This is a genomic window from Bosea beijingensis, assembly GCF_030758975.1.
GTDB lineage: Bacteria > Pseudomonadota > Alphaproteobacteria > Rhizobiales > Beijerinckiaceae > Allobosea > Allobosea beijingensis.
In genome coordinates this window covers 1,867,187-1,881,221 of record NZ_CP132359.1, presented here as the reverse complement: position 1 = coordinate 1,881,221, position 14,035 = coordinate 1,867,187, and the positions used below count along the sequence as shown (strand labels likewise).

General features: G+C 66.4%; 11 protein-coding genes. 3 read left to right on the top strand and 8 right to left on the bottom strand.

Annotation, left to right across the window (positions count from 1 at the left end; all coding sequences use genetic code 11):
* Window positions 1–19 precede the first annotated feature (19 nt).
* The 4 genes from Q9235_RS09095 to Q9235_RS09080 form a co-directional block, all read right to left on the bottom strand.
* Window positions 20–982 carry a substrate-binding domain-containing protein gene (locus tag Q9235_RS09095; RefSeq protein WP_306226515.1) on the bottom strand — a complete coding sequence of 321 codons (963 nt, stop codon included), beginning with the start codon at window positions 980–982 and terminating at the stop codon, window positions 20–22.
* A 138-nt stretch (window positions 983–1,120) separates the two neighbouring features.
* Complete coding sequence (locus tag Q9235_RS09090) at window positions 1,121–2,134, bottom strand: ABC transporter permease (protein ID WP_306226513.1); 1,014 nt, start codon at window positions 2,132–2,134, stop codon at window positions 1,121–1,123.
* Window positions 2,121–3,629 (bottom strand): sugar ABC transporter ATP-binding protein, encoded by a 1,509-nt coding sequence (locus Q9235_RS09085; RefSeq protein WP_306226512.1) that lies wholly within the window; start codon window positions 3,627–3,629, stop codon window positions 2,121–2,123. Before Q9235_RS09085 ends, Q9235_RS09090 begins: the two co-directional genes overlap by 14 nt.
* Window positions 3,626–4,594, bottom strand: coding sequence for an ROK family protein (locus Q9235_RS09080; protein ID WP_306226510.1), 969 nt, complete (start codon window positions 4,592–4,594; stop codon window positions 3,626–3,628). The genes Q9235_RS09085 and Q9235_RS09080 overlap by 4 nt, the downstream gene beginning before the upstream one ends.
* Before the next feature lie 437 nt (window positions 4,595–5,031).
* Here Q9235_RS09080 and Q9235_RS09075 point away from each other — a divergent pair, with 437 nt between their 5' ends.
* Complete coding sequence (locus Q9235_RS09075) at window positions 5,032–6,087, top strand: sugar phosphate isomerase/epimerase family protein (RefSeq protein ID WP_306226508.1); 1,056 nt, start codon at window positions 5,032–5,034, stop codon at window positions 6,085–6,087.
* 200 nt (window positions 6,088–6,287) lie between these two features.
* On the opposite strand, the gene Q9235_RS09070 is transcribed toward Q9235_RS09075, so the two are convergent.
* The 4 genes from Q9235_RS09070 to Q9235_RS09055 form a co-directional block, all read right to left on the bottom strand.
* On the bottom strand, window positions 6,288–6,569 hold the full coding sequence (locus tag Q9235_RS09070) for a hypothetical protein (RefSeq protein ID WP_306226506.1): 282 nt from the start codon (window positions 6,567–6,569) through the stop codon (window positions 6,288–6,290).
* A gap of 17 nt (window positions 6,570–6,586) precedes the next feature.
* The gene (locus Q9235_RS09065; protein ID WP_306226504.1) at window positions 6,587–6,853 is read right to left on the bottom strand and encodes a hypothetical protein; all 267 of its coding nucleotides are present in this window, start codon (window positions 6,851–6,853) and stop codon (window positions 6,587–6,589) included.
* Window positions 6,854–6,913: 60 nt separating this feature from the next.
* Window positions 6,914–10,045 carry an efflux RND transporter permease subunit gene (locus Q9235_RS09060; protein WP_306226502.1) on the bottom strand — a complete coding sequence of 1,044 codons (3,132 nt, stop codon included), beginning with the start codon at window positions 10,043–10,045 and terminating at the stop codon, window positions 6,914–6,916.
* Window positions 10,046–10,311: 266 nt separating this feature from the next.
* Complete coding sequence (locus Q9235_RS09055; RefSeq protein WP_306226500.1) at window positions 10,312–11,535, bottom strand: efflux RND transporter periplasmic adaptor subunit; 1,224 nt, start codon at window positions 11,533–11,535, stop codon at window positions 10,312–10,314.
* A gap of 186 nt (window positions 11,536–11,721) precedes the next feature.
* Between Q9235_RS09055 and Q9235_RS09050 the strand changes: the two genes are divergently transcribed.
* Window positions 11,722–12,288: a TetR/AcrR family transcriptional regulator gene (locus Q9235_RS09050; RefSeq protein WP_306226498.1), complete on the top strand. Its 567-nt coding sequence runs from the start codon at window positions 11,722–11,724 to the stop codon at window positions 12,286–12,288.
* Window positions 12,289–12,448: 160 nt separating this feature from the next.
* The gene (locus tag Q9235_RS09045) at window positions 12,449–14,023 is read left to right on the top strand and encodes a Re/Si-specific NAD(P)(+) transhydrogenase subunit alpha (protein ID WP_306226497.1); all 1,575 of its coding nucleotides are present in this window, start codon (window positions 12,449–12,451) and stop codon (window positions 14,021–14,023) included.
* Window positions 14,024–14,035: the final 12 nt, after the last annotated feature.

The following is a 14,035-nucleotide window of genomic DNA, read 5'->3' as shown; positions in this document are numbered from 1 at the left end:
GCCGGTGGATGCTGTCCGCTCAGAACGGCGAGTCGGGGAAATAGAAGTCCTTGGCGTTGCTCTTGTCGATCAGCACCGAGGGGATGATGGTGGTCGCCGGCAGCTTCTCGCCTTTCAGGCGAGCTTCCGCCGTCAACTTGATCGATTCGTAGATGAATTTCGGGGAGTAGCTGACATTGGCCTGGATTCGCGGGTCCTTGCCGTCGAGGATGATCTTGACCATGTCCTTGGCCCCGGCGCCGCCGAAGATCACCTTGATGTCCTTGCGCCCGGCCTGGTCGATGGCGCGGATGGCGCCGAAGGCCATGTCGTCATCGGCGGCCCAGAAGGCGTCGATCTCCTTGAAGCGGGTCAGGAAGTCCTGCGTGACCTTGTAGGCGTCGTCGCGGTTCCAGTTGGCGTATTTCGCGTCGAGCAGCTTGATGTCGGGATAGCCCTTCAGCACGCCGTTGAAGGCGTCCATGCGCTCGTTGTCGAGCGTGGTCGGGATACCACGCAGCGCCACGACATTGCCTTTGCCGCCGAGCGTCTTGGCGATGTACTCGGCCGGGATCTTGCCGAAGGCGGTGTTGTCGCCGGCGACATAGGCATCCTGGGCCGAGGTGTCGGTCAGGCCGCGGTCGACCACCGTCACATAGGCGCCCTTGGCCTTCACATTGGCGACCGGCCGGGTCAGCGCCGCCGATTCGAAGGGGAAGACGACGAGCGCGTTGATCTTGGTGACCGTGCTCAGGTCCTGAAGCTGGTTGGCCTGCTCGACGGCGTTGGCGGCTGTGCGGATCGTGATCTTGAGGTCCTTGTGCTTGGCCTCGAGATCCTTCTTCGCCTGGTTCGCCCAGTAGTTGATGCCGCCCATGAAGCTGTGCGTCGCGGCGGGAATGGACACGCCGAGATTGACGGGCTCGGCCGCTGCGCTCGTCGCTACGAAGGCGAGGCCCGCGGCGGTGGCAAGCATGAGGCTGCGTCTGGTCTGCATGGACATCGCTTCTCTCCCTTTATGGCCCGCCTAGAGCACGCGCCGATCCGATTGCTGCGCAATCGGATCGGATCACGCGTTCTCTCTTTTTGAGTGAGAGACGGATTCACCGATCAGGTCAGGATGGCCTGATCGGATCCGGCTCTAGCGGCGGCCTTTCTGCAAAAACGCGACGGTGATGATGACGAAGCCCTGCACGGCAGCGTTCAGATAGACGCTGATCAGGCTCGTCAGGTTGAGGATGTTGCTGATCACCGAGAGCAGGATCGCGCCGATGACCGTGCCGGTGATGCTGCCGTGGCCGCCCTTGAGCGCCGCGCCGCCGACGATGACCGCGGCGATGGCCTCCAGCTCCCAGAGCAGGCCGGTCGTCGGCGAGGCCGAGCCCAATCGCGGCACATAGAGCAGCGTCGCGATGCCGACGCAGAGCCCGAGCAGCATGTAGGTGAGGATCTTGACGCGCTCGACATCGACCGCGGCATAGCGCGCGACGGTCTCGTTCGAGCCGATCGCCTGGACATGCCGGCCGAAGATCGTGCGGTTCAGGATCAGTGCGCCGAGCAGAGCGACCAGCAGGAAGACCCAGACCGGGATCGGCACGCCGAGGAAGCTGCCGTAGTAGACCGGCGCGTAGAGATCGGCGAGCGCATTGTCGAGGGTCAGCGCGCCGCCATCGGCGAAATAGGTGAGGTATGCCCGGTAGATGCCGAGTGTTCCCAAGGTGACGATGAAGGGCTCGATCCGCCCCTTCGCGATCAGGATGCCGTGCAGCAGGCCGAAGACGCCGCCCAGCACGACCGCGAGCGCCGCGCCGCCGATCACCGCCAGCAGCGGCGAGCCGAAGGCACCGGACGCCCAGTTGATGAAGAGGATGACGCAGCCCGCGATCAGAGCCGCCATCGAGCCGACCGAAAGGTCGATGCCGCCGAGGATGATGACGAAGCACATGCCGACCGCGATGATGCCGATGAAGGCCGTGCGGGTGAGCACGTTCAGCGCGTTGTCGAGCGTGGCGAAATCGCTGTTGAGCATGGCACCGGCCGCACAGAGCAGCACGAGGCCGATGATGGGGCCGAAGGCGGCGATGCGGTCGCCGAGCGGCGTCGTTGCCTCGCGGGCGCGGGCCTCGGCTCGCTGTGCGGCTTCAGGCTGCGACATGGCGGGTCCCCGTGGCATGGGCGATCATCGTCGCTTCTGTCATCTCGTCGCCCTCGACCGTCGCGACGATCCGGCCCTCGCGCATCACCGCGACGCGATGGGCGAGGCCGATCAGCTCGATCAGCTCCGAGGAGATGACGATCAGGGCGAGGCCCTGCGCCGCGAGCTTCTGGATCAGGAAATAGATCTCGCGCTTGGCGCCGACATCGACACCGCGTGTCGGCTCGTCGAGGATCAGCACGCGCGGCGCCGGATGCAGCACCTTGGCGAGCGCAAGCTTCTGCTGGTTGCCGCCCGAAAGCGAAGCCGCCTTCATGCCGAGTGCGCCGGCGCGAATGCCGAATTCGCTGACCGCGGTTTCGAGCGCGCGCTGCTCCGCGCCATGGTCCAGCAGCGGGTTCGCATAGCGCTCCAGCACCATCAGCGTGAGGTTGGGCCGCAGCGGGAACTCCACATGCAGGCCCTTGCCCTTGCGGTCCTCGCTCAGATAGGCGAGCCCGTGGCGGGTGGCATCGCGCGGCGAGCGGAGCTGGACCGGCTTGCCGTCGCGCCGGATCGTGCCGCTGCCGGGCCGCAGGCCCAGAACGCCCTCGAAAAGCTCGGTCCGCCCGGCGCCGACCAGCCCGGCGAAGCCCAGGATTTCGCCCGGCCGTACAACAAACGAGATGTCGCTGGCCCAGCCCGGCACCGAGAAATCCTCGACCGCCAGCGCCGGCGGCAGGTCGGGATCGGCCGGGACTTTCTCCGGAAAGAGGTCGGCGATCTCGCGGCCGACCATCATCGTCGCCATGGCGTGGCGGGTGAGCGAGGCGGTCGGGGCGCGGCCGACGAAGCGGCCGTCGCGCATGACGATGACCTCGTCAGTGATGCGCTCGACCTCGTCGAGCTTGTGCGAGATGTAGACGACCGTGATGCCTTCCGCCCGCATCCGCTCGATCAGGGTGAAGAGCCGGCTGGCCTCGGATGGTGTCAGCGTCGCGGTCGGCTCGTCCATGATCAGCAGGCGCGCCTTACGCGACAGCGCCTTGGCGATCTCGACGAGTTGCTTCTCGGCGACGATCAGGCGGCGCACCGGCGTATCGGGCGTCCGTGCCAGCCCGACCTGATCGAGCGCAGCCTGGGCCCCGCTGCGCATCGCTTCTTCATCGAGCAGCCAGCCCTTGCGGCGCTCATGACCGAGGAAGATGTTGCCGGCGATGGTCAGGTCGTCGGCCAGATTGAATTCCTGATGGATCAGGACGATGCCCTTCGCCTCGGCCGCACGCGAGCCGTCGAAGGCGACGGGCTCGCCGTCGATCAGGACGCGGCCCTCGCTCGGCTGTTCGTAGCCGGAAAGGATCTTCATCAGCGTCGATTTGCCGGCGCCGTTCTCGCCGAGCAGGCCGTAGACCTTGCCGGGTTCGAGATCGAAGGAGACGCCGTGCAGCACCTCGACCGGGCCGAAGCGCTTGACGATGCCATCGAAGGCGACGGCGAGGCCTGCGGCTGCGCTCATGCGGGGCCTCCCGCACGGAGCGCTTCGCGCATGGCCAGAACCCCGGCGCCGATCAACCCGGTCTCGGGGCCGAGCGGGGCGGAGGTGATCTCGAGATGGCGGGTCGAGAGGGCAAGCGATCGCTGGTTCACGCTCTGGCGGATCGCGGCGAGGAACATCGGGCCGATCGCGGAGACGCCGCCGCCGATGAAGATATGCGATGGATTGTAGAAATTGACGAGCGCAGCCAGCACCTGCCCGATCAGCCGGCCGGAGCGGCGCACGATCGCATCGGCCTCGGCATCGCCGGCCCGGCTGGCGGCGCCGATATCGGCGGCTTCGAGCTGGCCTTTCGTGGCGAGGCGATCCGCGAGGGCGGGGCTGCGGCCGGACCGGGCGGCCTCCATCCCCATGGCGACGATGGCGGGCGCTGCGGCCATGGCCTCGACGCAGCCGCGATTGCCGCAGCGGCAGAGCGGGCCTTCTGGATCGGCGCAGATATGGCCGATATCGCCGGCCGAGCCGGTCGAGCCGCGATAGAGCTCGCCATGACAGACGATGCCGCAGCCGATGCCGGTGCCGACCTTGATGACGAGGAAGTTCTCGATCTGCTTGCGCTGGCGCCAGAGCACGCCGAGCGCCATCAGGTTCACGTCGTTGTCGACGAATATCGGCGCATCGGTGATCTCGCGCAGGTCCTCGCGGATGGCGTAGCTGTCCCAGCCCGGCATCAGCGGCGGATTGACGAGTTGGCCAGCGGCGAAATTGACCGGGCCGGGCACGCCGATGCCGACGGCGAGCACGCAGTCGGACGCGATGCCGTTCTGGGCGAGCATCGCCGGCAGCAAGGTGCGCAGCCGCGCCATGATCGGGCCGGGGCCGGCCTGGACATCGGCCTCCTGGGCATGGCGGGCGATGATGCCGAGGTCGGGTCTGAGCAGCGCGATATCGAGGCTGGTCGCGCCGATATCGATGCCGACGAGCACGCCGATGCGGCGATGGACGCAGAGGGTCTCCGGGCGACGGCCGCCGGTGGAATGCTGGACGCCGGCCTCGTCGAGCAGGCCTTCCTCAATCAGGCCCGCTGCGATCGCATTGGTCTTGCTGCGGGAGAACTGCAGGCTGTCGGCAAGCGCATGGCGGGCGGCGCCCCCGGACCAGAAGGTGGCCTCGAGCAGCGCGAGCTCATCCGGGCTCAGCCTGTGCCAGGGCAGGGCGATCGCAGCCTCCTGTCGTTTCCCGCTCGGCCTTTTGCTGGCCGTTATGCGCAGGCTAGGGGACGGCCTCGAAACGGCTCAAGACCGAACTTCAGCCTAATTCAGGTAGAAGTTGAATTGAAGACGAGACGGAGATTGCACGGGCCTGATCTGGACGCCCGGCCAACCCTTGCGCGAAGCTGCGCGCAACGATGGAGGAAAAGCCGATGCCGGCAACGATGCAGGGTCCCGCGATCTTTCTTGCCCAGTTCGCCGGCGAAAAGGCGCCGTTCGACAGTTGGGCCGGCATTACGGCCTGGGCTGCCGGGCTCGGCTATCGCGGCGTGCAGTTGCCCAGCGGCGACGCGCGCTTATTCGATTTGGAGAGGGCAGCTTCATCGCAGGACTATTGCGACGAGATCATTGGCGTCGCCCGCGAGAACGGCATCGCGATCACCGAGCTTTCAACGCATCTGCAAGGGCAGCTCGTCGCGGTGCATCCCGCCTATGACGCGGCCTTCGACGTCTTTGCGCCCGAGGAACTGCGCGGCAAACCGAAGGAAAGGCAGGCCTGGGCAGTGGAGCAGATGAAGCTCGCGGCCAAGGCATCGCGGCGGCTCGGGCTTTCGGGTTCCGTCAGCTTCACCGGCGCGCTCGCCTGGCCCTTCCTTTATCCCTGGCCGCAGCGTCCGGCCGGTCTCGTCGAGGAAGCCTTCGGCGAGCTGGCGCGGCGCTGGCGGCCGATCCTCGATGCCTATGAGGAGCAAGGCGTCGACGTTGGATTCGAGATCCATCCTGGCGAGGACGTCTTCGACGGCGCCACATTCGAGCTTTTCCTCGACCGGCTCGGCGGGCACAGGCGCTGCCGGATCAATTACGATCCCTCGCATTTCCTGTTGCAGCAGCTCGACTACCTCGCCTTCATCGACATCTATCACGAGCGCATCAGCGCCTTCCACGTGAAGGATGCCGAGTTCCGGCCGGACGGCCGGCAGGGCGTCTATTCCGGCTTCTCGCCCTGGATCGGCCGGGCCGGGCGCTTCCGCTCGCTCGGCGACGGGCAGGTCGATTTCAAGGCGATCTTCTCGAAGCTCGCGCAATACGGATTCGACGGCTGGGCCGTGCTCGAATGGGAATGCGCGCTGAAGCATCCAGAGGACGGCGCACGCGAGGGCGCCCGCTTCATTGCCGACCACATCATCCGCGTGACGGACACCGCTTTCGACGATTTCGCCGGCGGCGGCGATCCGGGGCTGGCGCGGCGGATGCTGGGGCTGGCGTAGTGCCTGCCGGACTTCAACTGGACCACACGCTTGTCATTCCGGGGCGCGCCGCAGGCGCGAACCGGAAACCCACGACCGGGTGGGCCGCTTGCAACCGGATGTTCCATGTCTAACCCAGTCGTGGGTTCCGGGTTCTTCGCTACGCGAAGCCCCGGAATGACAAGGGGACCGGCCAAAACGATCCAGCAACTGCAATTTGGCTAGGACAGGCGCCGGTCGAGCGTCTCGGCGATCCGCTCGACGAGCGCGGCATGGTCCGCGAGCAGGTCCTGCAACGGGCCGATCGGGCGGAAGGCGCGGGAATCCTGCGCCTCCTCGCCCTCGCTCTCCCAGGTCTCGATGGCTTCGTCGGACGCCGTCAGCCAGGTTTCCAAGGCGCCTTCGATGGACGCGCCGGCTTCCAGTGCGAGGCGCTCGGCAATCCGATGTCGCAGTGCGTCGCGGGCCGCGCGAAGAGCGTCGAGTTCGTCGGTATAGCGCATGGAACGTTGCGCCCGGCTCAGTGTACGGTGGCGAGGTCGTCGTCGTCCGGGTTGATCAGGCGGTCGAGGCCGAGCTGCTCGACGCCGTCGGTGAACTCGGCGAAGGCGCCGGCATCGGTGGCGAAGGCGTCTTGCCAGACGGTCGAGCCGCCGTCCTCGTCGATCAGTTCGAGGGTCCAGCCGTCGGTGCCCTCGATCTTGTAGATTTCCACCCGCACGGTCAGGCCGTCATGGGTGAAGCTCTGCGACAGAGGTGAATGGATGATATCGGGGAAATCGGTCATCGCGGAAGTCTAGCAGCTTCATTGCGAGGGCGCAGCCGTTGCCGGCCGCGCCCCCGTCATTCACTCGGCGGTGGTCGCGGGAGCCGGCTCCGGGCGGCGCCAGCGCCGGACGAGGCGCACGACGCCGACATAGAGCAGCGGAACGAAGAAGACGCCGATCACGGTCGCAGCGATCATGCCGCCCATCACGCCGATGCCGATCGCGTTCTGGCTGCCCGAGCCCGCGCCGGTCGCGACCGCGAGCGGCGTCACACCGAGCACGAAGGCGAGCGAGGTCATCAGGATCGGCCGCAGGCGCTGGCGCGCCGCTTCCAGCGTCGCCTCGACGAGGCCCTTGCCATGGGCTTCCTGCTCGATCGCGAACTCGACGATGAGGATCGCGTTCTTGGCGGCGAGGCCGATCGTCGTCAGCAGGCCGACCTTGAAATAGACGTCGTTGGTCTGGCCGAAGAGCGTCGCCGCGAGCAGGGCGCCGAAGATGCCGATCGGCACCGAGAGCATGACCGCGAAGGGGATCGACCAGCTCTCGTAGAGTGCCGCGAGGCAGAGGAAGACGACCAGCATCGAGATGGCGTAGAGCGCCACCGCCTGGCTGCCGGAGAGCCGCTCCTGGAAGGAGAGGCCTGTCCATTCATGGCCGAAACCAGCTGGCAACTGCGTCATCAGCCGGTCGATTTCCTCCATTGCCGCGCCCGAGCTGACGCCGGCCGCGGCCGCGCCCTGCATCTGGACGGCTGCCGCGCCGTTATAGCGCTCCAGCCGGGGCGAGCCGTAGGTCCAGCGCCCCGAGGAGAAGGCCGAGAACGGCACCATCTCGCCGCCCTGGTTGCGGACATACCAGCGCCCGATATCGCCGGGCTGCATGCGGAACGGCGCATCAGCCTGGACATAGACCGATTTCACCCGGCCGCGGTCGATGAAGTCGTTGACATAGGCGGAGCCCCAGGCAGTCGACAGCGTGTTGTTGATCGCTGCTAGCGGCAGGGTCAGGGCGCTCGCCTTCTCCTGGTCGATCTCGACCGCATATTGCGGGGTGTCCTCCTGGCCGTTCGGGCGCGTGCCGGTGAGCTGCTTGCTCTGCGCCGCGAGGCCCAGCAACTGGTTGCGGACCTCCATCAGGCGGGAATGGCCGGCGCCGGCGATATCCTGCAGATAGAAGTCGAAGCCCGCCGTGTTGCCGAAGCCCTGGATTGCCGGCGGGGCCAGCGCGTAGACCGTGCCGTCCTTGATCGAGCGGAAGGCGCCCATGGCGCGGCCGGCGATGGCCTGAGCCGTCGCCTGCTTGCCGACGCGTTCGGCGAAAGGCTTCAGGCGCACGAAGGCGAGGCCGACATTCTGGCCCTGGCCGCCGAAGCCGAAGCCAGCGACGGTCAGCACGCCCTCGACGAGGTCCTTCTCCTTTTCGAGATAGTGCTTCTGCACCTGGTCGAGCACGCGCAGCGTCCGGTCCTGCGTCGCGCCGACAGGCAATTGCACGCTGGTCAGGAGGATGCCCTGGTCCTCGTCGGGCAGGAAGGACGAGGGCATGCGGGCGAAGAGCCAGGCCATGCCGCCGCTGATCAGCAGGAAGACCATCAGGAAGCGCAGCGGCCGCGCGATCATACCGGCGACGCTGGAGCGGTAGCCGTTGGTGGTGCGCTCGAAATTGCGGTTGAACCAGCCGAAGAAGCCCTTGCGCGGGCCATGATCGCCGACCGGCTTGAGCAGCGTCGCGCAGAGGGCAGGGGTCAGCACCAGCGCGACGACGACCGAGAGCGCCATCGCGGTGACGATCGTCACCGAGAACTGCCGGTAGATGACGCCGACCGAGCCGCCGAAAAAGGCCATCGGCACGAACACGGCCGAGAGCACGGTGGCGATGCCGACGAGCGCGCCGGTGATCTCGCCCATCGACTTGATCGTCGCTTCCTTCGGCCCGAGCTTCTCCTCCTGCATCACGCGCTCGACATTCTCGACCACGACGATGGCGTCGTCGACGAGCAGGCCGATGGCGAGCACCATGGCGAACATGGTCAGCGTGTTGATCGAGTAGCCCGCCAGCGCCAGCACACCGAAGGTGCCGAGCAGCACGACCGGCACCGCCAGCATCGGGATGAAGGTCGCGCGCAGGTTCTGCAGGAAGACGTACATCACGATGAAGACGAGGACGATCGCCTCGAAAAGTGTCTGGACGACCTTCTCGATCGAAAGCGTCACGAAGGGCGTGGTATCGTAAGGGTAGGTGACCTCGACACCTTCCGGCAGGGTCTGCTTCAGGCGCTCGATCGTCGCGGTCACCGCCTTGGCGGTGTCGATCGCGTTGGCGCCGGTCGCGAGGCTGATGGCGAGGCCGGTCGTCGGCTGGCCGTTATAGCGCGAGACGGTGTCGTAGCTCTTGGCGCCGAGCTCGACGCGGGCGACGTCATTCAGTCGGACGATAGAGCCGGAAGCGCCGCTCTTCAGGATGATGTTCTCGAATTGCGAGACGGTCTGGAGCCGCGAGAGCGCGGTGACGGTGGCGTTGAGCTGCTGGCCGGAGACCTGCGGCAGGCCGCCGAGCTGGCCGGCCGAGACCTGCGTGTTCTGCGCCTCGATCGCGGCGGCGATGTCGGCGGGCATCAGCGCGTATTTGCGCAGCTTGTCGGGGTCGAGCCAGATGCGCATGGCATAGCCGGCGCCGAAGAGCTGGGTCGTGCCGACGCCCTCGACGCGCTTCAGCGTGTCGTTGAGGGTCGAATCGACATAGTCGGCGAGGTCGGTGGTCGACATCCGCCCGTCCTTCGAAACGAAGGCGACGACCATCAGGAAGCCGGTGGAGGCCTTGGCGACCGAGATGCCGGTGCTCTGCACCACCGAGGGCAATTGCCGGGTGACGAGCTGCAGCTTGTTCTGCACCTGCATCTGGGCAACGTCGGGATCGGCCTGGCTGTTGAAGGTCAGGGTGATCTGCGCGTTGCCGGTCGAGGTCGAGGTCGCCGTCATGTATTGCAGGTTGTCGAGGCCGGTCATGCCCTGCTCGATGACCTTGGTCACCGAGTTCTCGACGGTCTGCGCGTCCGCGCCGGGGTAGTTGGCGCTGATCTGGACGGTCGTCGGCGCGATCTGCGGATATTGCGAGATCGGCAGCGTGCGCAGGGCCAGCAGGCCGGCCAGCATGATGACGATGGCGACGACCCAGGCGAAGATCGGCCTTTCGATGAAGAAGCGCGACATGGCTTAGAGGCTGGTATGAGCTATGGGAGCGATTTGACGCTGGCGATTTTGCGCGAATGCAAGGAGTTCGAGGACGCAAGCCTTTCGGCTTGCTACGAAGAACGACACGGCAGTCGCGCAAAAGCGCCGCGCCCTGCGGGTGAGGTGAAAACGACGGAGCTGCAGCGTCGCATCGCTTGTCGATACGGACGTATCGTCGGCGCGATGCTCCTCCCATCTCCGGCGTTTTGACCTCATCAAATCGCTTCCATAGCTCATATCAGCCTCTAATTCTTCGCCGTGTTGCCGGCCGGCAATTCTGCCCGGCGATTGGCGGATTTGAGCTCGCCGGTGGCCTCGTCGACGCTGACCTCGTTAACGGTCACGGTCTGGCCGGAGCGCACGAGTTGGCCGCCTTCGACGACGATGCGTTCGCCGCCCTTGACGCCGCTGTCGACCAGCCAGTTGTTGCCGATGTTGCGGCGGGTCACCAGCACGCGTTCCTCGACCTTGCCCTCGGCCGAGACGAACTTGGCGGTGGCCTCGCCCTTGGTATTACGGCCGACGGCGCGCTGCGGCAGCAGGAAGTTGTTCTCGGCGATGCCTTCCTGGATTTCGGCGCGGACGAACATGCCCGGCAGCAAAATCCGCTCCGGATTTGGGAACTCGGCGCGGACGCTGAAGGTGCCGGTGGTCTCGTTGATGTTCGCCTCGGCGAATTCGAGCTTGCCGGACTGCGCATAGGCGTCGCCGGTGTCGAGCTTGAGCTTCACCGCGACATTCGGGCCGGTGAATTTCAGGCGGCCCGAGGCGATGTCGTTGCGGAACTTCAGCAGGTTGGTGCTCGACTGGGTGACGTCGACATTGATCGGGTCGAGCTTGCGGATCGTGGTCAGCACCGCCGCTTGGTTGGCGGTGACGAGCGCGCCCTGCGTCAGAGCCGACTTGTCGATGCGCCCGTCGATCGGCGCCGTCACCTTCGTATAGGCGAGGTTGATCCTGGCCGCCTCGACATTGGCCTTGGCGGCCGCGACATCGGCCTGGGCCTGGCCCAGGGTGGCGGCGGCGTCATCGGCATCCTGCTTGCTGCCGGCATTGCGCTGGAGCAGTTCGCGATAGCGATCGGCGCGCACCTGCGCGTTGGCGACGGCGGCCTCGGCCTTGTGCTGGGCGGCGACCGCGCTGTCGAGCGCGGCCTGATAGGGAGAGGGGTCGATCTCGTAGAGCACGTCCCCGGCCTTGACCTCGCTGCCCTCGCGGAACAGCCGCGACTTGATGATGCCGTTCACCTGCGGCCGGATCTCGGCGATCAGGCTGGCCGAGACGCGGCCCGGCAATTCCGCCGTGATCGCGACCGGCTGTGGATGCAGCGTGACGACGCTGACCTGGATCTGCGGCTGCGGCGGAGGCGCCGCCGCCTTCTCGGAATTGCAGGCAGCCAGCGCCGCCGCGAGCAGCAGAACGCTCGGCAGGGCGTGGCGGGAAGAGGAGGGGGCGCGCTCGGCCGACATGCGGGCTCTCTTTTTGGAAACTATCGGGTTTCTTATCTCTTGATTTCCCTGACTGTCAAACTCAAGAATGCGGCGCGATGACGGACGCGCGTGTGACAAATGGCAAAAATGGCTGAAACAGCGGCACAGCCCCGGGGGCGCGGGCGGCCCAAGACACGTTCCGACGAGACGGAGCGGCAGCGGATCGTGCAGACAGCGCGCGATCTGTTTCTCGATGTCGGGTATGGCGGCACGACGATGGACGCGGTCGCGGCACGCTGCGGCGTCTCGAAGCGCACCCTCTACCAATTGTTCCCGGCCAAGACCGATCTGTTTCGGGTGATGATGGCCGATCACCGGCGCTCGATGCTGGCGCTGCCGCGCCCTCCCGGCGAGGATCTGCCGCTGCTCGAGGCATTGGCCGCGATCTTCCGGCTCGATATCGACGAGATCGACAATCGCGATCGGCTGGCCTTCGTCAGGCTGGTCCTTGCCGATTCGGACCGCTTCAGCGAGATCGGCGAGATGATCGAGCAGGAGGGGGCCGAGCCCGCCCGGCGCCTTCTCGAAGACTGGCTCGCCGCCCGGCAGGTGCGTGGCGAGCTTCGCGCCTTTCCGGCGGATGCATTGGCCCGCATGCTGATGGACATGATCTTCTCGGTCCTGATCAAGCGCTTTCCCGGTGACCGGCTGCTGACGGTCGAAGACCGCGCCCGGCATGCGCGGCTCTGCCTCGACGTGTTCCTGCATGGAGCGGCGGCGAAGGCGGCATGATCGAGGGCGGCCGCCGTGCTGGCCACGGCGTTGCCGACGCAAGGCGATCGAGCCGAGGTATGCCGATATTCCCGGCTCCTGCCGACTTGCGTCGACGCGCTTCACCTCTACAAATGCTTCATGCTGCAGCGCCGTTGCCGTGGTCGAGGGGAGAAGACTTGTGAAGATCGGAACACCCAGGGAAACCTTCGCCGGCGAGGCGAGGGTGGCGATGACGCCCGACAGCGCGGTTCAGCTCCAGAAACTCGGCTATGACTGTCTGATCGAAGCGGGTGCTGGCGTTGCGGCCGGCTTTACCGACGATGCCTATCGCGCCGCAGGCGTGAGCGTGGTCGAGACCGCGGCTGCGCTCTGGGGTGAGGCAGACGTGATCGCCAAGGTGCGTCCGCCCGAGACCGCCGAGGCCGAGCGGCTGACGGCCGACAAGACGCTGATCTCGTTCTTCTATCCGGCGCAGAACAAGGATCTGCTGGAGTTCTGCAAGGACAAGGGCGCCGACGTCATCGCCATGGACATGGTGCCGCGCATCTCGCGCGCCCAGAAGATGGACGCGCTGTCCTCGATGGCCAATATCGCCGGCTACCGCGCGGTGATCGAGGCCGGCAACAATTTCGGCCGCTTCTTCACCGGCCAGATCACGGCTGCGGGCAAGGTGCCGCCGGCCAAGGTGCTGGTGGTCGGCGCGGGCGTCGCCGGCCTTGCCGCGATCGGCACGGCGACCTCGCTCGGCGCGATCACCTATGCCTTCGACGTCAGGCCGGAAGTCTCCGAGCAGATCGAATCGATGGGCGCCCAGTTCGTCTTCCTCGACTTCAAGGGCCAGCAGCAGGACGGTGCCTCGACCGGCGGCTATGCGGCACCGTCGAGCCCCGAGTTCCGCGAGGCGCAGCTCAAGAAGTTCCGCGAGCTTGCCCCCGAGATCGACATCGTGATCACGACCGCGCTGATCCCCGGCCGCGACGCGCCGGTGCTCTGGACCGCGGACATGGTCGAGGCGATGAAGCCGGGCTCGGTCATCGTCGACCTCGCCGCCGAACGCGGCGGCAATTGCGAGCTGACCAAGGCCGACCAGAAGATCGTCACGCCCAATGGCGTCACCATCGTCGGCTATACCGATTTCCCGAGCCGGATGGCGGCGCAGTCCTCGACGCTCTACGCCACCAATATCCGCCACATGATGACGGACCTGACGCCGGGCAAGGACGGCAAGCTCGTCCACAACATGGAGGACGACGTCATCCGCGGGGCGACGGTGGCCTATGAGGGCGCCATCACCTTCCCGCCGCCGCCGCCCAAGGTCGCCGCGATCGCCGCGCAGAAGCCGAAGGAGAAAGCCAAGGAGCCGACACGCGAGGAGAAGCTCGCTCTGGAGGCGGCGACCTTCAAGGCGCAGACACGCTCGCAACTCACGCTGCTGACCGTCGGCACGGTCGTGATGCTGATCATCGGCGCCTATGCGCCGGCGAGCTTCATGAGCCATTTCATCGTGTTCGCGCTCGCCTGCTTCGTCGGCTTCCAGGTGATCTGGAACGTGTCGCATTCGCTGCACACGCCGCTGATGGCGGTCACCAACGCGATCTCCGGCATCATCGTGCTCGGCGCGCTGCTGCAGATCGGCTCCTCGGGCTGGATCGTCACCATCCTGGCGATGATCTCGGTGCTGATCGCATCCATCAACATCGTAGGCGGCTTCCTGGTCACGCGCCGGATGCTCGCCATGTTCCAGAAGTCCTGAGGGGGGCTCGGA